Raw genomic sequence first — 22687 nt, forward strand, 5'->3', positions numbered from 1 at the left:
AGAGGTGGAAAAAGTGAATAGATCAAAGAAGAATGAACCGGCATCGGAAGAGGATGTTAGAGTCTGCAGTATCTGTGGGCGGACAATTATCGGAGGATATGAATATATTCGTACCAGAAGAAAGACAGAGATGTATTTCTGCAAAGGTATGAGATGCAGGAAGGAGAAATAGAATGAATTTACAGGAGAAATGGAAACAAGAGTGCATAAGCCATGCAAAAGAAAGATTTAAAAATTTTAGAGCAGATTTCAGAGATTACGTAGATTTTCAGACGCTGGATTGGAGACATGAGAGCGGAAGAAGCGATTGTCATGTGCATTACATTTTTGATACAAAGCAGCAATACATGTACATATCTGGAGATCTTGGCTCAGCGTGCTTTTATCTTACATGGCAACCAACGTTTAAGAACATGCATAATAAAATTCATCAGATTGAATATGTGATGGGAAAAATCGAATGCTCTACAGATGAGTATATATATCCGGAAGAGATGGTTAAGGCAGAATTACATGATAATTATGATTGCTTTATGCCGGATCCTGATGATTATGAAAAAACGGAATATTATGAGGATGCTCTGCAGGAGTGGAATAAAGCACTGGAACAAGTAATATACCACACGGGATATCACAGTGGATTTGACCAGGACAGTGAGGCAATCGAGGCACTTGAAAAGATAGATGAAGAGTGGTGGGACAGAAACGATTTCGGAAAAACAATATCGCAAAGAGTATATCTGTGGTTTATGGGATTGCAAATGGCGTGGGAGGAGGTTCGCAGTGACAATGACAACTGAAGAAGCAATGCAAAAGCAGATGCCGAAAAAACCGGTGCAAATAATTAAACGCATGAATGGATATATTGGAGCGTGTGCTGTCTGTGGTGGGCATGTGCTAAGAGTTCAGTACTGGGACAGCAAAATAGAGGAGAGAACGAAATGAGTATAATCAAAAAGATAGTATGTGATGGTTGCGGGAAAGAGATCACCGGTGATCCGTACCGGGTTAAGATTGTCCAGCAGGATCCTGAGACGGATGATATTGCTGATAAATACGCCTATGAAAACAATGCGGAGGACTTCTGCGCGGACTGTAAGGTTCGGATCGTAGACTTTCTCTACAAGTTAACAGCATGGAGACTACAGGAAGAGGAGGAAAAAGAGCTATCTCTCTGCCAGAAAGAGCCAGATCCGGGAAAAGTAAAAGCTGATGCGGGGCGGACAGCAAAGATTGACTGGGCGGAGTTGAAGAAGCTTGCACCGGAGATGACACAGCGGGAGTTGGCGGAGCACTTTGGCGTATCGGCCAGCGGAATGTATAGATACCTGAAACAAAATGATATTGTGGCCAAGAAGGGGCGGCGTGGGCGTCAGGCCGGGACTACAGCGGAGAGCAATGGAGAACGGAAACAGGCGGCAGTCATCAACAAGGAGTTTGATTCAGCTGCAGATCAGATGATTATCGATGGATGTGTTGGGAAGAACGCGGACCGGCATAAGTGCAGGAGCTGCAAGTACAGGTCGAAGGTAGGCGGAAAACAAATCTGTGATTATTGCAGCATTGTCGGGCACACCCGTGGCTGTGAGGTGAAAGACTGCAGCGTGTTTGAGAAGGGCAGCCCGGTGTCGAAACGGAAGACGAAAGACTTTTATGAGAGTTGAGGAAAACAGTATGGAAAAAGTAAGAGCATTATGGATAAACAGCAGTGACCCAAGAGGAGCGGTTGGTATTGTAAGGACAACAGATTCGGAAACAAAGCGAAGTGACTATTACATAGGCATCGGCATGGAAGGCAACTTAAATGCGATGGTTGACATCGGGTACATCGTAGCTACCGGACAAAAGTATCCGTCATTGGACCACATTGTGAAATTCCAAAACGAAGAACAGGCGGATGACGAGAGTCCGATGGATAAGATTACAGCGAAAGCCATGGAGATCTTGTGCGACAAGTATTGCAAGTATCCATGTACAGTTAATGATCAGGAGGAGATGGAGGAGATCTGCGATAACTGCAGAGTCGGGAAACTGATCGGCATCGATGCGGTGAATGAGTATGACCGATTAAACACCTTTGATCAGACACAGTCGGCAAAGTTACTTGAGAAGTTTAGCAACTACCAGGACATGGACTGTACTGGGTGCATTCATACCGGTAACAAGCAGTTCTGCCTGAACTGTTACAGAGGCGGATGCCGGGACTATTATCTGGAAGAGGAGAAAAATGAATGAGTTTGAACGCGAAATGCAGGAGTACATAGAAAAGTACGCCAGAGACAACTGCGCCGGTGATATCGAGGAGGCGAAGCGGCATATGCTGGTAAAGATAGTTGCTGCGGAGAAGGAGAACAAAGATGTATGAGTGCGGGTTTTTATTTATTGGGTTTATAGCGGGATTCGCGGTCGGTATGGTGCTGGCCGCCGGGATCGAGTGGTATGAAGGTAAGGACGAGGATGATAAACGGGAATAAAAACAAGTTAAATTCAGATTTTAAATAATTAAGTGGATGGAGAAGAATGAATATACAAAGTATATCAAAAAAAGACAAAGAGATAGTGACAATACTAGATGCCGAAGAGTTGGTTTTGATTGGAAATGTAATGTATCAAGCAACTAAACATCAAGATAGTGGCGACATTAGATTAACTGAGCAGTTTTACAGACTGTATTCAGACATAATGATAGCAAGAAATTTGTGTAAGTATGGTCATTTAGATAATTTTTCTTTTGAACATATTGAACAAGCGAGAAAAAAAGCAAGAGAAAAAGCGGATTAAACTGAAATTTAAAAGGGAGTGAACAACATAAGAAACATACACAGGCTTCTCCGGCACCAGGCGGAGCAGCTGGGAACTGAAAACGGGATGGAGACCATGTCGGTACTGGAGTATCTAGACAGGAAGGGAGTAGACACGATTGGACAAGTCAACGCTGAAACAATACAAAAGCCTGTTGGGCGAGATCCCGCAGATTAACACGAAACTGGATAAGTTGTACAAGCAGAGGGACAACATCCAGGTGGTACAGATAAAGGTCACGAAGTCTGGGGATGACTTCCCCTACATAGAGGAGCATCTGACGGTCAAGGCCGACGAGCCCAGGGAGGCCGACGAGGTGAACAAGCGGATCCGGCTGTATGAGCTGCGGCTGGATGAGGCGGAGCGGATGCAGCGGGAGATCGAGGAGTTTATCGCGGGGATCCCGGATAGCACAGATCGGCAGATCTTCGAGTTATCATTTCTGGAGGGGAAGAAGCAGCGGGAGGTGGCGGATGCTGTTGGATATACTCAGGGGAGAGTGTCGCAAATAATTTCTTGTTATCTGCAAGATTAATAAAATTAATAAAAATCTGTGTTATTATTATACTAGAACGATTAGAAATTGTTCTTAGTTTCTCCCTCAATTGTAATGTACAGAAAACGTCCTGTGTGTGGCAGGGCGTTTTTTGTTGCCTTTTGTCATATGCGGTATTAAAATGAAGATGTGTGGTGGTATGCAGGTCGTGAGGGAGGACAAAAGAAAAATGGCAGAGAAAAAGAGGATAGGAATTAAATATCAGTATTATCAAATATGTACATTCGACGGGGATGAATATACAGAAAAATTGTATGATCTTTTGGGATGGATGGATCGAGTATCAAAATTGAGCCGTGGAGAGACCGTTCATGAAGTATCAGGAATAGAAGGAAGAATTGAAAATATTATTCCTGTTTACGATGATATGTTTTATGGGTTAAACTTTATGAGATTGGATGTGATTAGTAATACCTATATCCTGGAGAGAGAATCAAAAGCAAGACATATTGACTTATCAGATGATGAGTACATAGGGAAAAACACTGTAGTACTATATGATGAAAAAAGATCGGTAGCAATGGTTCAGTGTAACAGAGGAAGTTATGGTGTACATGCATTACAAAACTACATAAATTCGTTTAACAGCCCAAATGAATTATGCTATTTCAGACCAATTCATGACGAATTAAGGCTTGATGATTTAAATGATAGAGAAACATTGAAATTGGATGTTCGATTTGCCAATACAAGGAATTTTAAGCCCATTAATTCAAGGTTCTTTGAACAAGTAATAGACGCATATAATCAAATTGAGTGTTACACGGCACACATTGAATGTGGCTTAGGTTATACTAAGGGATCGGTTTTGAATAAAGAAACAATTTATGATATAGCGAGTGATATTAGAAACCCCCAGAATGATGGGACTGTTTCATCAGCAAAGTTAACTTTAACGGATGATCAAAAATCGAGCGTGTATGATTTGTTTGAAAATATTTGTTATGATAAAATAGATTTTACAATACCGGCGCGAGGAGAATTGAGATTTGAGGATATGGCTCAGAAAATGGCGGTAAAGTTTTATGAAAGTGGAACTAGACGTAAAATAGGTGAACTATTACAATAGAATGGAATGATGTAATTGAAAGAAAAATGGGTAAAATATTATCAATATATTATGCCGGTAGTTTTAACTGTTTTCATCGTGTTGTTCTGTTATCACTATAAAATTTATGTTTGGAATGGAAAATTTTATAGCGATATGCTGACAGCACTTATAACAGCACTATCAATCATTATTAGTATTTTTGGAATATTAATACCATTACTTATGACAGCAAAACAAGAAAAGGAATTAACAAAGTATTTTTTTGAAAATGTAGACATAAAATATTTTATCAGATGCATTAAGCAGTTATTCTTGAGTGGATTTATAAGCATTATGTTTGTATGTGGAATGTATGCGTATGATGTTATTGAGATGAAAGTTTTTATTGTTGTTGGAGTACTGAGTATTGTGGTTATATTGTATTTTCTGTGTTCAGCATACAGATACATCAGCTTAATGCTTCGATTACTATTTGATGAAAATGAAAAACATAATAGAAATATCAAAATTTACAAAAATAAAATGTCAAATATTGAGAGGGAGAGTCTCAATAGGAGACTAAAAGAAAGAGATAAGCAATAATTAGAAGGACATCTTCGGGTGTCTTTTTTAATACATAAATCCCCTGTTCCTGTACATACTATCCCCGAGGTGATAATATGGACAAGAAGCAGGAGCAGCAGAACAGGCAGAAGAACCTGAATAAATTCAACAGCGTAACACAAAAGGTGAAACCAGAGAACCAGAATCAGACACACAACGTCAGATCAGAGGCGGTGGAACCAAAGAACAGACAGGTATAGACATCCAGAGATGGGTGTCTTTTTCATTCCCAAGTAAGGAGTCTATCATGTGTGAGACATGTAAGCACCGGCCCTATTGCGGCTGTGCCGGAAAGAAAGATACATATTGTGGGAATCATAGTTAGAGTTGCGGGACGGCAGCTCTTTTTTAATACAGCAGAAAATAAATATACGATAAATGAGAGGTGGTGAGTCCAAGTGACAGATAAACAGAAGATGTTTGCAGATGAATACCTGATAGATTTGAATGCTACTCGGGCTTACCGGATCGCATATCCGTCCGTGAAGAAGGAAGCGACAGCAGCGGCAGCAGGGGCGAGAATGTTAAGAAATGTTAAGGTTGAAGAGTATATACAGGAACGCATGCAAGAGCGTCAAAAACGCACTGAGGTAACACAGGATAGGGTCGTGGAGGAATTAGCGTCCATTGCTTTTTCCAGAGCAACGGATTATGTGGAAATCCGTAGTAACGGAGTATGCGGCACAGTAATTATTAAGCCAACAACAGAACTGACAGAAGAACAGGTTCGTGCAATCGCCGGAATAAAAGAAGGCGCCAATGGGATAGAGGTCAAGCTGAATGACAAAGAGAAAGCGTTGGAATTGCTTGGAAGACATCTTGGCATGTGGAATGACAAGCTGGATATCAAGACTCCGGCAATCGATGAATCGCTAAAAGAGATGGAGGCATATTTTGAACGTCAAAAAGCAAGAGGTTCTGGACCTCCTGTGGAATGAACCGTATAAAATTGGACATTGGGTAGGGTTTACGGATCTGACCGGGCTACATAACGAGTGGCTGCGGTCTTTTTTGTACGCAGAAGACGACCAGACGCTGCTTGCACATCGAGGTTCGTATAAGACTACTGATCTGTCATTGTTCCTGGCAATCCATTCAGTTATTCAGCCGAATGAGAACATTATATTTTTCCGGAAGACAGATGATGATGTGACGGAGGTACTTAATCAGTCCAAGAAAATCCTTAGTACAGGAGTAATGCAGCAGATCGTAAGGACGCTGTATGATACGGATCTGGATCTGCTGAAGGCAAACAATTCAGAGATACACACAAATCTCTGTACATCAGCCAAAGGTGTCAGCCAGGTGCTCGGGCTTGGTATTGGAACGTCTATTACCGGAAAGCATGCGGACATTGTCGTGACTGATGATATCGTCAACTTAAAGGATCGAATCAGCCGGGCAGAACGGGAGCGGACCAAGATTCAGTACATGGAGCTGCAGAACATCAAAAATCGGAATGGTCGGTTTATCAATACCGGTACACCGTGGCATAAAGAGGACGCCATTTCTATTATGCCAAATGTAATGAGATATGATTGTTATTCAACAGGATTGATTGGCAGGGATAAGCTGGAAGAACTCCGGCAGAGCATGAGTGATTCGCTTTTTGCAGCCAATTATGAGCTTAAGCATATTGCAGATAAAGATGCCATGTTCAAGGAGCCGAAGTTTACAAGTGATGTATCACTAATCTATGGTGGGCTTGCTCATATCGATGCAGCTTATGATGGAGCAGATGGAACTGCATTCACTATCCTGAATCGGTTGAAAGATGGTCGAATCATTGGATTCGGCAAGCGTTGGGACAAGCACGTGGATGATTGTCTGGTTCAAGTGGGAATGTATCATAAGGAGCTGCGCGCTGGTTCTATATCATGCGAGAAGAATGCAGATAAAGGATATCTGGCGAAGGAGCTTATATCACTTGGGTATCGAGTAAAGCCGTATAGTGAATCGATGAACAAATTTATAAAAATATCAACGTATCTTCGGAAGAACTGGAAAGACATCATCTGGTTGGAAGGTACGGATCCAGAATACATAAATGAAATTTTGGACTACAACGAGTATGCAGAGCATGATGACAGTCCAGACAGTGCAGCAAGCCTTTTGAGGAAGATGGAAGGCGGCGCAAAATACAATCCAGTAAAGGGAGGAGTCTAACATGTACATATTACCATCTGACGAAATACTCACAGATGAGTGGCTTTGTAAATTCATAGATAAGCATGCATCTGAATGTGCGTTTCGGTACCAGCGATTGTTGGATGCATATAAAACCAATTATCCGATTTTCCATGAACCGCCGAAACCGAAGTGGAAGCCTGATAATCGAATCGCAGTTAACTTTGCCAAGTATATTGTTGATACAATGAACGGCTTTTTCTTAGGCCATCCTATCAAAGTAACGGTTGATGAGGGGAATGAGGAGATTGAGAAGTATGTAGAGTTGATTGATCAGTACAATGATCAGGACGATAACAATGCAGAGCTGTCCAAAATAACAAGTATCTTTGGTAAAGGATATGAGATGTATTACAACGATGAGACATCAAATGTATGTATTACATATCTTACTCCGATGGATGCGTTCATGGTCAAAGATGATTCGGTGCTTCGCCGGGAGCGTTACTTTGTTCGGCTCTATGTGGATACGGATAATGTGCTGCATGGCAGTGTATCGGATGAATCAAAGGTCATGTACTTTACGCAGAAAGGAAAGATTATCTGGGATGAGAAAGAGACGGCTCACGGATTTGATGGAATACCGGCTACTGAGTATGTTGAGAATGAAGAACAGATGGGTATTTTTGAACCTGTGCTGACAATGATTGATGCTTACAATAAGGCACTGTCGGAAAAGGCTAATGATGTTGATTATTTTGCAGATGCGTATCTGAAGATATTGGGCGCAAAAGTGGAAGAAGACGATGTGAAGCACATTCGAGATGACAGAATCATGAATTTTGACGACGCTCTTGGAGAGAGTATTCCAGTGGTTGATTTCCTATCGAAGCCAGATGCAGACACGACGCAGGAGAACCTTATTAATCGGCTGCACAAGTTAATCTTTCAAATCAGCATGGTCGCCGATATCTCAGACGAGAATTTTGGTACAAGTTCCGGTATTGCTATGAAGTATAAGTTGCAGGCAATGAGCAATCTTGAGAAGACAAAGGAGCGAAAATTTACATCCGGAATGAATCGGAGATATAAGCTGATATTCAGCAATCCGGTATCGGGAATGAAGAAAGATGACTGGGTGAAGCTGCATTATCATTTCACACCGAACTTCCCAGCAAACGTGCTGGAGGAAAGTCAGATTGTAGGCAATCTTGAAGGTGTGGTATCAAAAGATACCCAACTGAGTGTGCTTAGTATTGTGGACAATGTCGCGAAAGAGATTGAGAAGTTGGATGCAGAGCAACGTCAGCTCGAAAATAGCGCAATGTCAGAATTGACAATAGGCGGTTTGGGCGATGCGGGTAAAGACATGGCTGATATGCTCATGATTATCAATGAGCATGCGAAAAAAGACGGAGTTGAAGCTGTAGATCTGATTAAATCTATTCTTGGAGATGTGTAAATGAACAGTGCAGATTATTGGAAAAAGCGCGAAGCTGAAAACTTGAAAAAGAATCTCAAGACTGAGGAAGAGTATGCGAAGACCATCAGCAGCTATTATGATTATATGATGGACCAGTGCCAGAAAGAAATCAATGGATTCTATACCAAGTATGCAAGCGCAGAGGGGATCACGCTGGTAGAGGCGAAGCGCAGAGTGTCTAAGCTTGATATTGAAGCTTATGGAAGAAAGGCAGCCAGGTATGTGCAGAATAAGGATCTGTCAGATCAGGCAAATGAAGAGATGCGTCTCTATAATGCTACTATGAAGATCAATCGGCTGGAGATGCTCAAGGCGAATATTGGGTTGGAACTGGTAGATGGATTTGACGAATTACAAAAGTTCTTTGGGGAAAAGCTGACGGATAGAACATTGTCAGAGTTTGAGCGGATGGCGGGTATCCTTGGCGCCACTATTGAGAATAGCAGTAAAAAGGCAGAAGCAATTGTCAATGCGTCGTTTAACAACGCAAAGTACTCTGACCGGATCTGGATGTATCAGGACATGATGAAAGCGGAGCTGTCAAAGCTTCTGCAGACCGGGCTCATCCAGGGCAGGAATCCCAGACAGCTTGCGAGGCATCTGGAGAAGTTGTTTGGCGTGCAAAAGTCCAATGCAGAACGTCTGATGCGGACAGAACTGGCAAGAGTGCAGATAGAAGCGCAGAAGCAGTCATTTGAGCGGAATGGATTCACGAAATATGAGTTCATCGCCCTGGGGAATGCCTGTGACATCTGCCGGGCGATTGATGGCAAGCACTTTGATGTGGCAAAGATGATGCCGGGTGAGAATGCTCCACCGATGCATCCAAATTGCCGCTGCAGCGTAGCTTGTTGGGAGGATGATGAAGACTACGAAGAGTGGTTGGACTATCTGGACAAAGGTGGTATCACGGAACAGTGGAATGAGTTGAAAAAGCATCGTGAAAAGAGTATAATGGAACCAGAAGATAGAGGTGATTTACATACCAGTTTAAATCAGTTATCCGATAATTTGTCAGAGCGTTCTCTGCAAGTAAATAATTACCTGAATACTTTAGGCTTACCAGAGAGTAAATGGAGTGGTCGGACAATTGTGAAAGAAAATGAAATAATGGGGACGAGCATAGGGAAAAAAGTTAAGTCATGTGATATTTGGCTTAGAGAGGATGCAACAACCAAGACAATTATTCATGAGCATTTACACGCACGTTCTATTAGCAGGAACCCTGATATATATGGAAAGTATCATATAATTGAAGAAGCAACAGTGGAACTTTTGTCTGAAGAAATATGTAAAAGGAATAAAATTCCGTTTACAAAGTCGTATATTCAGGAGACAAAAGCTTTAAGAGATATTGCTGATGCATTGGGCTATAAAGAACTCTATTCTTTTTCAAAAGAATTAGCTGCAGTTGATGCGGATAAGCGCAAAGAATGGATAAATACAACCATAGAACGATACCAGGCAAAACATAAAATTAAAGGGAAATGGAAAGCAGGTATATTTGATACTTCAAAAAGTATCTTATTTGGAGATGAATAGTAATGAAAAAATTAAATGACTATGTAGATGAAATATTAAGAAAAAATCATACAGACGAAGAATGGAGATTCATTAGCCAGGAAGTTGATAAATTATACAAGACGGCTACGGAAAATGAAATAAAGACATTTGAAAATTCAGGTGCAGGTGATACACTTGGTATGATTTTAGAATACATGTAGAAACCACCAGTCGATTATGACCGGTGGTTTTCTTGATAGGAGGACAAATGAACACGCTGATTGGGTTGATAGAAACAGATGGTCAAGCGGCAGACAAAAAATGTTTGGAAAAAAGACAATTGAAGTATGATAAAAACTTGGTGTCCGCCGAATACGATAAGTGTATACAAAGAATTGTAACTGCTGTTGATATATGTATGTGTACAGATGATGCACAGATATATAGAATAGAACGGTCTCTATGGGATACAGGCTCTTCGACATCCTGCATTTCAGAAAAACTTGCTAGAAAACTGGGATTGCTCCCAATTGATACTGGCGTAGGAGTTACGCCCACGGGACAGCTTGATATTTCTTACTATCTGTTGGATATTTATTTGTCCAATAAAGTTGTGTTTCATAATATGAAGGTTGCTGGTTTTCCATTAGAAAGACACGATGTTGATTTTTTGATAGGGATGGACATCATTTCAAAGGGAGATTTCAATATAAGAAATTCTGATGGAAGAACAGTATTTACATTTAATACCACTGGTAATTAGCCGGTGGTTTTCTTATACCAATTTTTAGGAGGAGTCATGAAAGTAAAAATACTTGGAGTTAAATATAAAATTGTAATTGCAACAGCAAACGAAAAACCGAAACTGAAAAAATGCGATGGATATATGGATCACAGTGTGAGGGAAATTGTTGTAGGAAAATTTGAACCAAGCAAAAATAGTATGGAGGATTTAAAATCATATACAAAGAAAGTAATGCGACATGAGATTATTCATGCGTTCCTATACGAGAGTGGACTTTGGAATAATAGTGGGAATGTGGAAGCATGGGGACAGTCAGAAGAAATGACGGATTGGATTGCAATTCAGTCTCCCAAATTTTTCAAAGCATTTAGTGAGGCGGGATGCTTATGATTGAAGTGAGCGTCCGCAAGAACGGAATCAGCGTGTCCGGTCATGCGGCATATGCACCACAAGGGCAGGACATCATTTGTGCCGGGGTATCGGCGTTAACACAGACGTTGATCAAGTCCATCGAGGATCTGACGCAGGACAAAATCAAATACAGCATATCTCCCGGAAGGGTTGATATAGAGTGCAAGAATCTATCGGAGAAGTCGCGAACTCTGGTAGATTCTTTTTTCATTGGCATCTGTCAGATCGCTGATGAATATCCGGATTATGTCCGGATCGTGTAACCTGTTGTGTCCGGAATGACGTTAAACTATGATTCGATGCAATGGTCTGGGCTGTAATGAATGGACTGGGGCAGGAGGAAAACATGAAGCATTTTAATAATCACTATCACCAATCAAAGATCTTCACTGGAAGACATTTACTGAATCTGCAGTTTTTTGCAGATGGCGACGGTGCTGGGGCTGGAGACGGTAATGGCGGCGGAGCTGGAGATGATGGAACTGGCGGAGATGAAACAGTATCATTTGACGATTTTCTGTCAGATGCAGACAATCAGGCGGAGTTTGATCGACGTGTCCAGAAGGCCACGCAGACGGCAATTAAAAACGCCCAGGAGAAATGGAATGCGTTGACGGATGACAAGCTGACCGAGGCGGAGAAGCTGGCCAAGATGACCAAGGAGGAGAAGGCGGAGTACAAAGCGAATAAACTCGAGAAGGAACTGGCAGATCTGAAGCAGCAGAATGCGCTTTCTGATATGGCGAAGACTGCACGCAAGATGCTCTCAGAAGAGGATATCAATGTTCCGGAAGAGCTGCTAAGCCATCTGGTATCAGCAGATGCCACGGACACAAAAGCCACGGTCGAATCCTTTACAAAGCTGTTCAAGGATACCGTGCAGGCGGCGGTGAAGGATGCCCTGAAGGGAAATCCGCCAAAAACTGGAACAGGTGGTAAAGCAACTATGACAAAGGAGCAGATTCTTGAAATTAAGAATCCGGCAGAACGTCAGAAACTGATTGCGGAGAATCTGACATTATTTCAGTAAGGAGAATGAATTATGCATAACATTGAAAAATTAGGCCTTCAGGTATTTGCGGCACCGGATAACATGACGGGGCAGGCTCAGATCCAGGTGAAGGCAAGAGAAATTGATTTTGTAACAAGTTTTGGAAAGAACATGCAGGTACTGCTTGATATTCTTGGAATCACCCGAATGATCAAGAAAGAAAATGGGTCTGTGTTAAAGACGAAGACGGTGTCTGGAACGCTGCAGTCCGGGGACGTGGCAGAGGGTGAAGAGATTCCGCTGTCCCAGTACACGGTAAAAGAGACTACGTTTGACTCTATCAAAATCAGCAAATACCGTAAGGCAGTGTCTCTGGAGGCTATTGCGGAAAAAGGATATGAAGCTGCTGTGGAGATGACGGATGAGGAGATGAAGTCTGACCTTCAGAACGTGGTTACAGATAAGTTCTATAAGCAGTTGAAGATGGGGTCCCTTGTAGGGCATGAAACTACCTGGCAGATGGCGATTGCTATGGCAATCGGCAAGGTGAAGAATAAGTTCGAGCTTATGAAACGTACCGCAACGGGAACAGCTGTGTGGGTCAACACTCTGGACGTGTACAAATACATTGGTGCTGCGGACATTACGCTTCAGACAGCATTTGGTATGAGTTATATCCAGAACTTTCTTGGTGCCGACATCGTTTTCGTGTCTTCCCAGATTCCGGAGAACACGGTAATCGCAACGCCGCTTAATAACCTGATCGCATATTATGTGGATCCGGCAGATTCCGAGTTTGTGAAAGCGGGACTTTCCTACACCACAGATTCGGCGACCGGGTTCATTGGATTCCACGCGCAGGGCAACTATGACAGAGCAATTTCCGATATGTTCGCAATCATGGGTGTGCGGCTGTTTGCAGAGTATCTGGATGCCATTGCGTATATTGCGGTTGGATCTTCTGACACCCAGACGCTTGGAACATTAACTCTGGAATCCGTAGCTGGATCCGAAAAAGGTAAAACTGCTGTTACAGTAGAAGAACAACTTGTATCCATGAACAATGTATGGAAGTACAAAGAAGCTGCGGCGAAGACGACAGTGACTTGCGGAATGGATGTGAAGACCTGGACAAAATGGGACGGAGTCTCAGAGATTGCTGCAACAGCAGACAATCATATTACTGTCGTGGAAGCAGACAGCAACTATAAGGCTGTCAGATCGGGCGATGTAGTGGCTGTGGTGAAAGCGTAGGAGTTTTCGCGGGAAGGAGATAGGCCATGTTAGAAGATCTGAAGAGATTGATCGGTATGGATTCTTCTGAAGCGGATCCGGAACTTGATGCAAAGCTGAATTGGATTCTATTATCAGCAAAAAGTAGACTGAAGATTCTCCTTGGCGGAGCAGATCCGCCGGAGGAGATGAATTACATCGTCATTGAGGTGGCGGTGGCTCGTTTTAACCGCATCGGATCAGAGGGCATGAGTGCCCAGACAGTTGAGGGCGAGAGCCTGTCCTTTTCAGATGATGATTTTGCTAGATTTGCAGCTGAGATTCAAGCTTTTTTAGACAGTCAGCACAGCTCCGGGAAGGGAAAGGTACGTTTCTTATGAGATACGATATCCCGGTGTTCTTTCAATCAATCAAAGCGGGTGCGTATAATCCGGAGACTGGTAATTATGGCCCGGATGAAGTGGTGGAAGATAAAAAGTATGCAAACGTGACAGATGCGGGTGTTGAGACCTTGAAAATCGTGTATGGAGAAATCCGGCAGGGTGTTCTCGCAATCCAGCTGCAGAACCACTACGAGAAGCCTTTTGACAGGGTGCGAATCGGAAGAAAGATGTATCATGTGGACTACTCAAGGAGATTTCGGACCAAGGGTGTATATGTTGTAAGTGAGGTGCAGTGATGGGAAAAGTTGAGATTGTAGGAATGCAGCAGTTGCAGAAGAAGCTTAAGAAAAATGTGACACTTGATGATGTGAAACGTGTCGTAAGAACAAATGGATCCCAGATGCAGACCAAAGCGCAGCGTAATGCGCCAGTAGATTCGGGAACTCTGAAGCGCAGCATAGGCCTGGAGTTATCCGCAGGTGGATTGGAGGTTGCGGCAACGCCAACGGCGGAATATGCACCCTACGTGGAGCTTGGAACCAGATTCATGGATGCACAGCCCTATCTCAAGCCTGCGTTCAATGAGCAGAAAAAGAAATTTGAGCAGGATATGCAGAAGCTTGTGAGGTGATGAGATGGATCCACAGCAGGAGTTATTTACAAAATTGTTATTGGATATAAAAGCATTGGGATATGACGTCTATGATGGCAGCCTGCCACCGGAAGGAACGCCGTATCCTTTTGTCTATCTGGGAGACAGTCAGCAGGCGGATGATGCCAACAAGTCGGCGGTCTTCGGAAATGTTTACCAGACCATTCATGTATGGCATAACAATCCCAGGCAGCGCGGGACGATGTCTGGAATATTGCTGGCAATCAAGCAGGCCTGCAGGCAGATCGGGCACACGACCAATTTTGCCTGGAGTGTTCGTAATATCAATCAGAGGATTGTCCCGGATAATACTACAAAAACCTCTCTGCTTCATGGAATATTGGAAGTGGAGTTTAAATTTAGTTAAAGGAGAAGGAAATTATGAAAAAAATGAATTTACAGCTTTTCGCAGAAGCAATTCAGGGAAAGCGAATCGTGTACCTCTACAGAGTCAAGAGCAAAGCGGCACTGAAGGATGGAGCAACGCTTGCATTTACTACGGAGAACGGCCGGACGAAAAGTAAGGATGCAGACTCCACTGCAACAAAGGATGGAGCGATCCGTACACCGGGAACGGCGGAGGTTGAGATTACAGCCACCAGCATCCTGTCCAAAGGAGATACGCTGGTCGAAGAGTTGGAGTCGGCACTTGACAATGATGAATTGATTGAGGTCTGGGAGGTCAATCTGGAAGAGGCCGGAACCGGAGATAACGAATTCAAGGCAAAATATTTCCAGGGGTATCTGACGGAGATGGAGAAGACTTCCAACGCAGAGGACTTTGTGGAGGTATCTCTGACATTTGGAATCAATGGAAATGGTGTGGACGGTGAAGCAACTGTGAGTACGGAGCAGCAGGAGATCGCGGCGTATGTATTTACCGATACAAAGAAAACAGGGGAATAGGGAGGAATGCATAGATGATGGAATTAACAATTGAAAATCAAGTGTATCAGTTTCATTTTGGTATGGGCTTTTTAAGAGATATCAATAAGACAGTGGCGATGCCTGTGGATGGCATGCCTAACGTGAAAAAGAATGTGGGACTCAGGTACACTATTATGAAACTGTATGATGGTGATGTGGAAGGGCTGGAAGAGGTGCTGAATACCGCGAATGCGGGACAGAGTCCGCGGGTGACCAAAATGCTGCTGGATTCGTACATTGACGATGAGGACACAGATATTGATGCTTTGTTCGAGGAAGTCATGGGTTTCTTAAAGACAGCCAATGCTACGAAGAAAGAGACTCTAAGCGTGCTCGAGACTATCGAGAAGGAAAAAGCGAAGATGGCAGCAAAGGAAGTATCGTAGATGAGGAGGAAGACTCGGGGGAGGATTTTGAAGTTGTGTACCGGCAGATCGCGCTGAACTGTTTCCGGTATCTGGACTTTAAGAGTTTTGCAGAGGTGGACAGGCTGACGATGCCGGAGTATAAGCTGCTTATGAAGGCTGTCCGGCTGAGAGAGATTGACAAGGATTATCGGAATCACCTGCAGGCTTTCCTTAATTTTTCAGTGAAGGCCGAGAAAAAAGTGGGGAAGAACAAATCTAAGCCAGTCTATAAGAGGTTCACCAATTTCTACAATTATGAAAAAGAGGTAGAGAAAGTGCTGCCGGACAAAAAGAAACAAAGTAGATTTTCCGGAATCGGGAAACTGCTTAAGAAGTAGGAGGTGCCAGATGGCGGAAAGTTATTCAGTAAAAGCAATATTGTCGGCGGTAGATTCTGGCTTTTCTTCTGTCATGAAGACCGCCTCCGCGTCAGCGGACAATTTGAAGAGCACTGTGACGAGCGGTCTGGGCTTTGGGGTGCTTATGGGGGTCGGTCAGCAGGCGTTTTCTGCGATCACAAGTGGGATTGGGAGCATGGCATCGGAGATGAACTCCTCCAGTGCGGCATGGAAGACATTCACCGGAAATATGGAGATGAACGGGAAGACACCTGGAGAGATAAAAGCTATCAAAAATGAGCTGCAGCAATTTGCTCAGGATACCATCTACAGTTCATCAGATATGGCATCCACATTTGCGCAGTTGGAGGCAGTTGGTACCAAAGACACCTTGAAGCTTGTAAAAGGGTTTGGCGGCCTAGCGGCCGCTGCTGAAAATCCAAAGCAGGCCATGAAGACTCTGTCAACGCAGGCTACGCAGATGGCGGCCAAGCCTACTGTGGCATGGATGGACTTTAAACTTATGATGGAGCAGACACCTGCAGGTATTTCGGCGGTTGCAAAAGAGATGGGAATGACTTCCAAGGAATTGGTGGCGAAGGTTCAGGATGGAACGGTGGCTACGGAGGATTTCTTCGATGCAATATCAAGAGTAGGGACAAACGATGCATTCACAAAGCTTGCGACAGAATATAAGACGGTGGATCAGGCAATGGATGGTCTTCAGGAAACGGTGGCGAATAAGCTGGCTCCGGCGTACGATGCGCTGTCAGCGATTGGGATTAAAGCAATCAGTGGAATCGTGGATAAGATTGGTGCTTTGGATGGAGAAAAGATATCCCAAAAGGTCATGTCTACCTTCAACACAATATCGAAATATTGGAATGAATTTTCCGGTGCGATTGCAAAAACAGGTGCCTTACAAACATTAAAGGAAGCGTTTATAAATTTTGGAGATGCAGCAGCAAATGTATTTAAATCACTGGCAGATTCAGGAGCATTAACAGCAATAGGAACTGTGATTGGGAAAATCGTATCTACCGTTTCAAAAGCAGTGAGTGCGGTATCAAAATTTACGAGTAGTCTGAGTCCAGGAACAATTTCATCTATAACCGGAGGTCTATTAGCATTAATAACAGGGTTTAAAGCTTTTAATTTTTTAAAAAGCTTCAATCCATTTGGAATTTTCAAGTCAAGGGCTACAGATGCTATGGATGATGTAGCAAAATCAACAAATAGGTCAAAAAGCACTATTACTAAAGTGTTTAACGGTATTGCCAATGTTATAAAATCGTTTGTTCCAGTTGTCAAAAGTGCGTTTAGCGGTATATCTGGTGTGGTAAAAACCGCAGGAACAGCGATATCCACTGCTGCGAAAGGGATTGGGACGGGATTATCGACTGCATTTAAAGGAATTGGCCAAGCACTCAAAATAGCCAACCCGGTATCTATATTAGCGATGGGGGCATCCATCGGAGTGGTGATTGCGGCTTTTGCATTGCTTGCAACACAGGGGCAGGGTGTGGCAAGCATTATTGAGGCGGTTGGTACAGCCATCGCCACGGTGATTACAGCAGTCGGAGGTGTTGTAGTAGGTATTATAGCGGCACTCATTCCGTCAGCGGCTGAAATAGCAGTGCTGATACAGGCAGTTGGAGTTGCTTTTGCGACATCAGCACCGGCTATTGCAGCTTTGGGGACAGCTATGTCAGCAGTTGCCACTGCAATTGGAGAGGCAGTATCGCAGATATTAACTGCTGTCACACCAATTGTATCAATTATATCTGATACCTTTATCCAGATAGCCCAGATCATATCAGATACCATAGTCGGAATTATTCAGGCAATCGCGCCGTTTGTACCAGCTATATTAGATGCGTTTACACAATGTACACAGATTATATCAGAAGCCATAGTAGCGATAGTGGAAGCACTGGCACCGTTCATGCCAAGTCTTCAAGAAATGGTAGAGGCAACATCACAGTCCATTCAAGCTATCTGCGAATCATTTACTACACTTGTTAGTCAAATATCGCCAATTATAGAGAGCATTAAGAACTTGGTAAAACAGCTGGGAGATTCTATTACAGAAATATTCGGGGCAATATCAGAGGTCATAACATCAGTGGGAGAAGTCATAACATCGATTCTTAGCGGAATTGCTGATATTATTTCGTCTGTTGGAGATGCGGCATTGAATGCTGGGACAGGATTCAACCAGCTTGCGCAGGGAATACAGATTATTACGGAATTGAATCTGATGGATATGGCAACAAGTCTGGGTGCTGTTGCATTGGGAATTGGTGAAATTACAGCAGTTTCGGGCGGTCTTTCAGAAGCGGCGTCCGCTTTAGGTGCAATTGCAAGTAATGCAATTACAGCTGCGGCATCTATGGGTGGCATTGCATCATCAGCGGCAGTCGTAGGAAGTAGCTTAGATACTCTTGAAAGTAAGGCGAAAAGCGCTATGTCTGGAATGATTTCAGTATTCTCCAACGCGGTGGGAAGAGCGCGGGCAATTGGAATGCAGATAGGCACGGGCCTGAGCAACAGTGTGCAAAGTGGATTGGGAAGATTATCATCTATCGCGAGTACTGCGATGGGACAGTTCAACGCGGCATTGCAGTCAGGTGGCAGTCAGGCTGTGGCAATATCGTACAGCACCGCCAGTGCGATCATATCTGCGCTCGGAACGGCATCAAGCGGAGCGTATAGCTGTGGATATAACATTGGGGCCGGTCTGGCATCCGGAATGAGTGCGAGTCTCGGAGAGGTGCGAAGCATGGCAGCGCAACTGGCAGAAGCAGCGGAGGCGGCAATCCGGGCAAAAGCACAGATACACAGCCCTTCAAGAGTGGCGGACAAGCTGGGAAGTTATTTCGGTACTGGATACGTAAACGGAATAGCATCAAAAGTAAGAGATGCTGCGAAAGCGGCAAGGGATCTCGTACAGATTCCAAGTATTCCGGCACTGGATATGGAACTCGCTTATAGCGGGGCAGGTGAAAGCCGGAATTTAAACGGAGATTACAGCTATGACAGAAAAATGTATATTTATTTAGAAGCGCCGGTTAACATTGAAGGACGTCAGGTGGCGAAGGCATCTGCGGCTTATACGCAGGAAGAGCTTCAGAAGATGGAAAAGATGAAAAAATATCTCAGAGGTGAGAAATGATGTATAAATTTGTTGATGTCAATGAGGTTCCTGCCGGAAGTGTTTTGCCGGCGGAGGCGATGAAGTTTAATGGAACGTATTTTGAAAGGGAGATTCCCGGATACCGGACACTGCATGTGAGCGGGAGAGAGGCATTCTCTGCAGAGATATCGGAGCGGATTATCCAAGGGGTTGACGGAGCTCAGTTTGTTGAGAGCCGTCTGCCTACCCGTACACTCACAGTGACATACCAGATCATTGCCGCAGACGATGAGGCGTATCGGGCGGCGTTCAACAAATTGAATGGGCTGCTGAATGTGGAGCGGGTGAAGGTTTTGTTTAATGATGAACCGGGGAAGTATTTTATCGGCACGAGATCCAGCTGCGGGGATGTGGAGCCGGGGCGGAACTGTGTGACTGGAGAAATCGAGATCTATTGCCTGGATCCGCGAAAATATTCGACGGTAATGAAAGAGTTTACTGCGATAAAAAATGAGGACGGGGTGATGGAGGCTACCATCATAAACGAGGGAACAGTTCCAGTGGCGATAGACTATGAGGTCTGTCATTCGGATGAAAGTGGGTTTGTCGGGATTATAAGTGAACAGGGAGCCATGCAGTATGGATCAGCGGATGAACTGGACAAAGAAAAAAAGGCGAAATCACAGAGGCTGATCAATTATAAGGATGGAGAGGACTTTGCGGCCATGACCAATGGTCTGGGAACGCTCACGGAATCTACGATACTAAAGAATGGAACATTTAAAACAGTGACCCTGACGGGAAAGAAGTATCTGGCTCTTGCGGATGTCGGGAGCGGACCATACTGGCATGGTGCAAGTAAACGTATCGTGATCCCGGCAGATTCTAATGGCGTAAGTGGAACAAACAAGTATACGCTTACCGCAAAGGTCTGGTATGAGACGGGTTTTGTCAAACAGACGGGACTTTTGGAAGTCATTGTGGAGGACACGAATGGGGAGATACTTCAGGACGTTCATATCCACAAGGGATCGCCATCGAATAACATTGCTAATTTTACCATGCGTGTCGGGGGAAAGGATGTGAAAACAATTAACTATGAACCTACGTATGAGGCTGCGACAAAACAGTCAGACGGGGATTTTGCAATGACAAAAACCGGTGAGCTCTTCGAGTTCAAATTTGGCGGTAAAAAATATCACTTCCGAAACGCGGCTCTTGCAAACAGAAAAGCAGCTGCGATTACAGTTTTTCTGGGGCAGTTCGGAACGCGTGGCGGCGGGAGTAATCTCGTTACAAGAATGTATCTGTACAGCATGAGTTTTAAAAAGAATAATGTAACCTATTATGCCGACATTCCGAACCGCTATCAGGAAGGGGATGTATGCACGATTGACGGGGCGAAGACGAAGTTTTATGTGAATGGCGTAAATTCTACGGAGGATGAGGTTCTTGGTACAAAATATTTCATGGCACCGCCAGGGACGAGTAAGGTTCAGTTTGTGGTTTCGGACTGGTGTGACAAGCAGCCCACCGCGGTGGCCAGAATCAGGGAGGCATATTTGTAATGGAATTGGTGAGGATCGCAGTGCTGGACGCATATGACGCGGTGTGTACTTTCATGGATAACAGCGCAGAGGAGTCTTTGAATTATTGGGATGATGATCTGCATGAATATCTGCAGGGAACCGCAAGTACGTTTGCATTCACAGTGTCCGCAGATTCGGAGGACAGCCTGTACCTTGTTGCCGGCAATAAGATATCATTTCAATACAACAAAAGAGATTACTACATGAACATTGTACATGTTGAGCGGGATGAGGAGATTGTGTCGGTTGAGGCCTACAGCCTGAATTTTGAACTTTTAAATGAGCAGGTAGGACCATACAAGGCAGCGGCGGCAATGAGCCTGGAAGAATACCTTGCATTGTTCAATTCAGAGAAAGTGCTGACAGTCAGAAGAAATGAGGTTTCTGACAGAAAGATAAAGCATGAATGGACTGGGAGTTCTACGATACTTGCGAGATTGTTTTCACTTGCGACTGTTTTTTCGGCAGAGGTGGAGTTTGAACCGGTCTTGAATAAGGACCATTCACTGGCAGAAATCGTGGTGAACTTTTATAAAGAGCATACGGACTCTGTGCAGGGCATCGGAAAGGATCGGGAAGACATTGTGCTGCGGTATGGCGCAAGCATTTATGGCGTGCGAAAGAAAACGGATATTGTGGAGCTGTACACGGCCATCCGGCCGACCGGGAAGGATGGCCTCGGAATATATGATCTGGAAAAAACAGAACTTGATGCGGAGGGAGAAGTAGAATATCAGTCGGTGAAGGGGGATGGAGCAATCCGGGCGGTACAGGCGCGGGATCGGTTTCCGTCCAACCTGATGAATAAAAAGGATGGGTACATTCTGGTGGATTGGTCCTATGAGACATCCAATGTAAATTCATTGTATGGTCGTGCGCTGGCGGAACTGAAGAAAAATTGTGTGCCAAAGGTTTCTTATGAAGTGGATGGTTATTTTGACATCAGAATCGGGGACACAGTCACGATAGCGGACGAAGAATATAATCCGCCACTCTACCTCAAAGCGAGAGTTTCGGAACAAATCCGCAGTTTTACTGATCGGACAAAATGCAAGACAACGTTTAGTAACTTCACAGAGCTTCAAAGCCAGATAGATCCGGCACTTCTTGCGCAGGTGAATGCGCTGGTGGAGGCGAGCCGGTTATATACATGCTCTATAATCTCGGATCACGGCATTTTTTTCAAAAACAGTGTGGGCAGCACCACTTTGACAGCATTGGTCATGGACGGAGGGAAGGATGTCACTGATGCCATGGTCATCAAATGGAAAAAAGATGGGGCGGATCTCGATGGTGGGAAAAGCGTAGTTATACAGGCAGCGGACATTATGGAGAAGGCAGTGTATCGATTCGAGGCACTGGATGACGAGGGCAGTGTGAAAGGAGTCAGCGAGGTCACTGTTACCAATGTGTCGGACGGCACGGATGGAGAGGATGCAACACTTGTCCGAATTGAATCGTCGCGAGGGACTGTATTTAAGAATAATTCGATAGCAACAGTTTTGAGTGTGGTCGTATATCATGGTTCAAAGCGGATCACGGACATCAGCACGCTTCGGGATGTTTATGGACAGAATGCATTTCTGGAGTGGTCATGGCAGAAGCTGGATGAGGCAACATTCGGGGTGATTTCATCATCGGATAAGATGATTGGAAGCGGTGGCTTCACGCTTACTATAAGTTCAGACGAAGTTGATGGAAAGTGCACATTCATGTGTGAACTTAAAAACTAAATTCAAGGAGGAAATAA

30 protein-coding genes are annotated in these 22687 nt (G+C 44.0%); all 30 read left to right on the forward strand.

What is annotated here, in order from left to right; all coding sequences use genetic code 11:
- The first annotated feature begins 173 nt into the window (after positions 1 to 173).
- Entirely contained in the window at positions 174 to 800 is a 627-nt protein-coding gene (locus BUB85_RS13250) for a hypothetical protein (protein ID WP_073111298.1), read from the forward strand.
- The gene (locus tag BUB85_RS21490; protein ID WP_159434647.1) at positions 784 to 945 is read left to right on the forward strand and encodes a hypothetical protein; all 162 of its coding nucleotides are present in this window, start codon (positions 784 to 786) and stop codon (positions 943 to 945) included. The genes BUB85_RS13250 and BUB85_RS21490 overlap by 17 nt, the downstream gene beginning before the upstream one ends.
- Positions 942 to 1664 carry a hypothetical protein gene (locus BUB85_RS13255; RefSeq protein ID WP_073111301.1) on the forward strand — a complete coding sequence of 241 codons (723 nt, stop codon included), beginning with the start codon at positions 942 to 944 and terminating at the stop codon, positions 1662 to 1664. The genes BUB85_RS21490 and BUB85_RS13255 overlap by 4 nt, the downstream gene beginning before the upstream one ends.
- 10 nt (positions 1665 to 1674) lie before the next feature.
- Positions 1675 to 2235 carry a hypothetical protein gene (locus tag BUB85_RS13260; RefSeq protein WP_143160726.1) on the forward strand — a complete coding sequence of 187 codons (561 nt, stop codon included), beginning with the start codon at positions 1675 to 1677 and terminating at the stop codon, positions 2233 to 2235.
- The gene (locus BUB85_RS21495; RefSeq protein WP_159434648.1) at positions 2228 to 2365 is read left to right on the forward strand and encodes a hypothetical protein; all 138 of its coding nucleotides are present in this window, start codon (positions 2228 to 2230) and stop codon (positions 2363 to 2365) included. Before BUB85_RS13260 ends, BUB85_RS21495 begins: the two co-directional genes overlap by 8 nt.
- 155 nt (positions 2366 to 2520) lie before the next feature.
- Entirely contained in the window at positions 2521 to 2781 is a 261-nt protein-coding gene (locus BUB85_RS13265) for a hypothetical protein (RefSeq protein ID WP_073111306.1), read from the forward strand.
- A gap of 139 nt (positions 2782 to 2920) precedes the next feature.
- Positions 2921 to 3337 (forward strand): sigma factor-like helix-turn-helix DNA-binding protein, encoded by a 417-nt coding sequence (locus BUB85_RS13270; RefSeq protein WP_073111309.1) that lies wholly within the window; start codon positions 2921 to 2923, stop codon positions 3335 to 3337.
- Between the two features lie 190 nt (positions 3338 to 3527).
- Positions 3528 to 4427, forward strand: coding sequence for a DUF6731 family protein (locus tag BUB85_RS13275; RefSeq protein WP_143160727.1), 900 nt, complete (start codon positions 3528 to 3530; stop codon positions 4425 to 4427).
- Between the two features lie 15 nt (positions 4428 to 4442).
- Positions 4443 to 4991, forward strand: coding sequence for a hypothetical protein (locus tag BUB85_RS13280; protein WP_073111313.1), 549 nt, complete (start codon positions 4443 to 4445; stop codon positions 4989 to 4991).
- Positions 4992 to 5068: 77 nt separating this feature from the next.
- Entirely contained in the window at positions 5069 to 5212 is a 144-nt protein-coding gene (locus BUB85_RS21735) for a hypothetical protein (RefSeq protein ID WP_200803570.1), read from the forward strand.
- A 198-nt stretch (positions 5213 to 5410) separates the two neighbouring features.
- Positions 5411 to 5950: a terminase small subunit gene (locus BUB85_RS13285; RefSeq protein WP_242945426.1), complete on the forward strand. Its 540-nt coding sequence runs from the start codon at positions 5411 to 5413 to the stop codon at positions 5948 to 5950.
- Entirely contained in the window at positions 5907 to 7178 is a 1272-nt protein-coding gene (locus BUB85_RS13290; protein ID WP_073111315.1) for a hypothetical protein, read from the forward strand. Before BUB85_RS13285 ends, BUB85_RS13290 begins: the two co-directional genes overlap by 44 nt.
- Before the next feature lies 1 nt (position 7179).
- Complete coding sequence (locus tag BUB85_RS13295) at positions 7180 to 8601, forward strand: phage portal protein (RefSeq protein ID WP_073111317.1); 1422 nt, start codon at positions 7180 to 7182, stop codon at positions 8599 to 8601.
- On the forward strand, positions 8602 to 10164 hold the full coding sequence (locus BUB85_RS13300) for a minor capsid protein (RefSeq protein WP_073111319.1): 1563 nt from the start codon (positions 8602 to 8604) through the stop codon (positions 10162 to 10164).
- 2 nt (positions 10165 to 10166) lie between these two features.
- The gene (locus BUB85_RS13305) at positions 10167 to 10346 is read left to right on the forward strand and encodes a hypothetical protein (RefSeq protein WP_073111321.1); all 180 of its coding nucleotides are present in this window, start codon (positions 10167 to 10169) and stop codon (positions 10344 to 10346) included.
- A 47-nt stretch (positions 10347 to 10393) separates the two neighbouring features.
- On the forward strand, positions 10394 to 10888 hold the full coding sequence (locus tag BUB85_RS13310) for a retropepsin-like aspartic protease (protein WP_073111324.1): 495 nt from the start codon (positions 10394 to 10396) through the stop codon (positions 10886 to 10888).
- Positions 10889 to 10924: 36 nt separating this feature from the next.
- Positions 10925 to 11260: a hypothetical protein gene (locus BUB85_RS13315; RefSeq protein WP_073111328.1), complete on the forward strand. Its 336-nt coding sequence runs from the start codon at positions 10925 to 10927 to the stop codon at positions 11258 to 11260.
- A complete protein-coding gene (locus tag BUB85_RS13320; RefSeq protein ID WP_073111331.1) occupies positions 11257 to 11544 on the forward strand; it encodes a ribosomal-processing cysteine protease Prp in 288 nt (95 codons plus the stop codon). Before BUB85_RS13315 ends, BUB85_RS13320 begins: the two co-directional genes overlap by 4 nt.
- Before the next feature lie 83 nt (positions 11545 to 11627).
- A complete protein-coding gene (locus BUB85_RS13325) occupies positions 11628 to 12311 on the forward strand; it encodes a DUF4355 domain-containing protein (RefSeq protein ID WP_084534047.1) in 684 nt (227 codons plus the stop codon).
- Positions 12312 to 12323: 12 nt separating this feature from the next.
- Positions 12324 to 13526: a hypothetical protein gene (locus tag BUB85_RS13330; RefSeq protein ID WP_242945427.1), complete on the forward strand. Its 1203-nt coding sequence runs from the start codon at positions 12324 to 12326 to the stop codon at positions 13524 to 13526.
- A 26-nt stretch (positions 13527 to 13552) separates the two neighbouring features.
- Positions 13553 to 13885 (forward strand): phage head-tail connector protein, encoded by a 333-nt coding sequence (locus BUB85_RS13335; RefSeq protein WP_073111334.1) that lies wholly within the window; start codon positions 13553 to 13555, stop codon positions 13883 to 13885.
- Positions 13882 to 14184, forward strand: coding sequence for a hypothetical protein (locus BUB85_RS13340; RefSeq protein ID WP_073111336.1), 303 nt, complete (start codon positions 13882 to 13884; stop codon positions 14182 to 14184). Before BUB85_RS13335 ends, BUB85_RS13340 begins: the two co-directional genes overlap by 4 nt.
- The gene (locus BUB85_RS13345; protein WP_073111339.1) at positions 14184 to 14519 is read left to right on the forward strand and encodes an HK97-gp10 family putative phage morphogenesis protein; all 336 of its coding nucleotides are present in this window, start codon (positions 14184 to 14186) and stop codon (positions 14517 to 14519) included. Before BUB85_RS13340 ends, BUB85_RS13345 begins: the two co-directional genes overlap by 1 nt.
- Positions 14520 to 14523: 4 nt before the next feature.
- Positions 14524 to 14907, forward strand: coding sequence for a DUF3168 domain-containing protein (locus BUB85_RS13350; RefSeq protein WP_073111341.1), 384 nt, complete (start codon positions 14524 to 14526; stop codon positions 14905 to 14907).
- 14 nt (positions 14908 to 14921) lie between these two features.
- Complete coding sequence (locus BUB85_RS13355; RefSeq protein WP_073111343.1) at positions 14922 to 15446, forward strand: phage major tail protein, TP901-1 family; 525 nt, start codon at positions 14922 to 14924, stop codon at positions 15444 to 15446.
- Positions 15447 to 15460: 14 nt separating this feature from the next.
- The gene (locus BUB85_RS13360; protein WP_084534048.1) at positions 15461 to 15853 is read left to right on the forward strand and encodes a tail assembly chaperone; all 393 of its coding nucleotides are present in this window, start codon (positions 15461 to 15463) and stop codon (positions 15851 to 15853) included.
- A gap of 35 nt (positions 15854 to 15888) precedes the next feature.
- The gene (locus tag BUB85_RS13365; protein ID WP_143160729.1) at positions 15889 to 16212 is read left to right on the forward strand and encodes a hypothetical protein; all 324 of its coding nucleotides are present in this window, start codon (positions 15889 to 15891) and stop codon (positions 16210 to 16212) included.
- Between the two features lie 10 nt (positions 16213 to 16222).
- Complete coding sequence (locus BUB85_RS13370; protein ID WP_073111345.1) at positions 16223 to 19387, forward strand: tape measure protein; 3165 nt, start codon at positions 16223 to 16225, stop codon at positions 19385 to 19387.
- Positions 19384 to 20916, forward strand: coding sequence for a distal tail protein Dit (locus BUB85_RS13375; RefSeq protein WP_073111347.1), 1533 nt, complete (start codon positions 19384 to 19386; stop codon positions 20914 to 20916). Before BUB85_RS13370 ends, BUB85_RS13375 begins: the two co-directional genes overlap by 4 nt.
- Positions 20916 to 22670, forward strand: a complete 1755-nt coding sequence (locus tag BUB85_RS13380) for a phage tail spike protein (RefSeq protein WP_073111351.1) — start codon at positions 20916 to 20918, stop codon at positions 22668 to 22670. The genes BUB85_RS13375 and BUB85_RS13380 overlap by 1 nt, the downstream gene beginning before the upstream one ends.
- Positions 22671 to 22687 lie beyond the last annotated feature (17 nt).

The organism is Hespellia stercorisuis DSM 15480, assembly GCF_900142165.1.
Lineage (GTDB): Bacteria > Bacillota > Clostridia > Lachnospirales > Lachnospiraceae > Hespellia > Hespellia stercorisuis.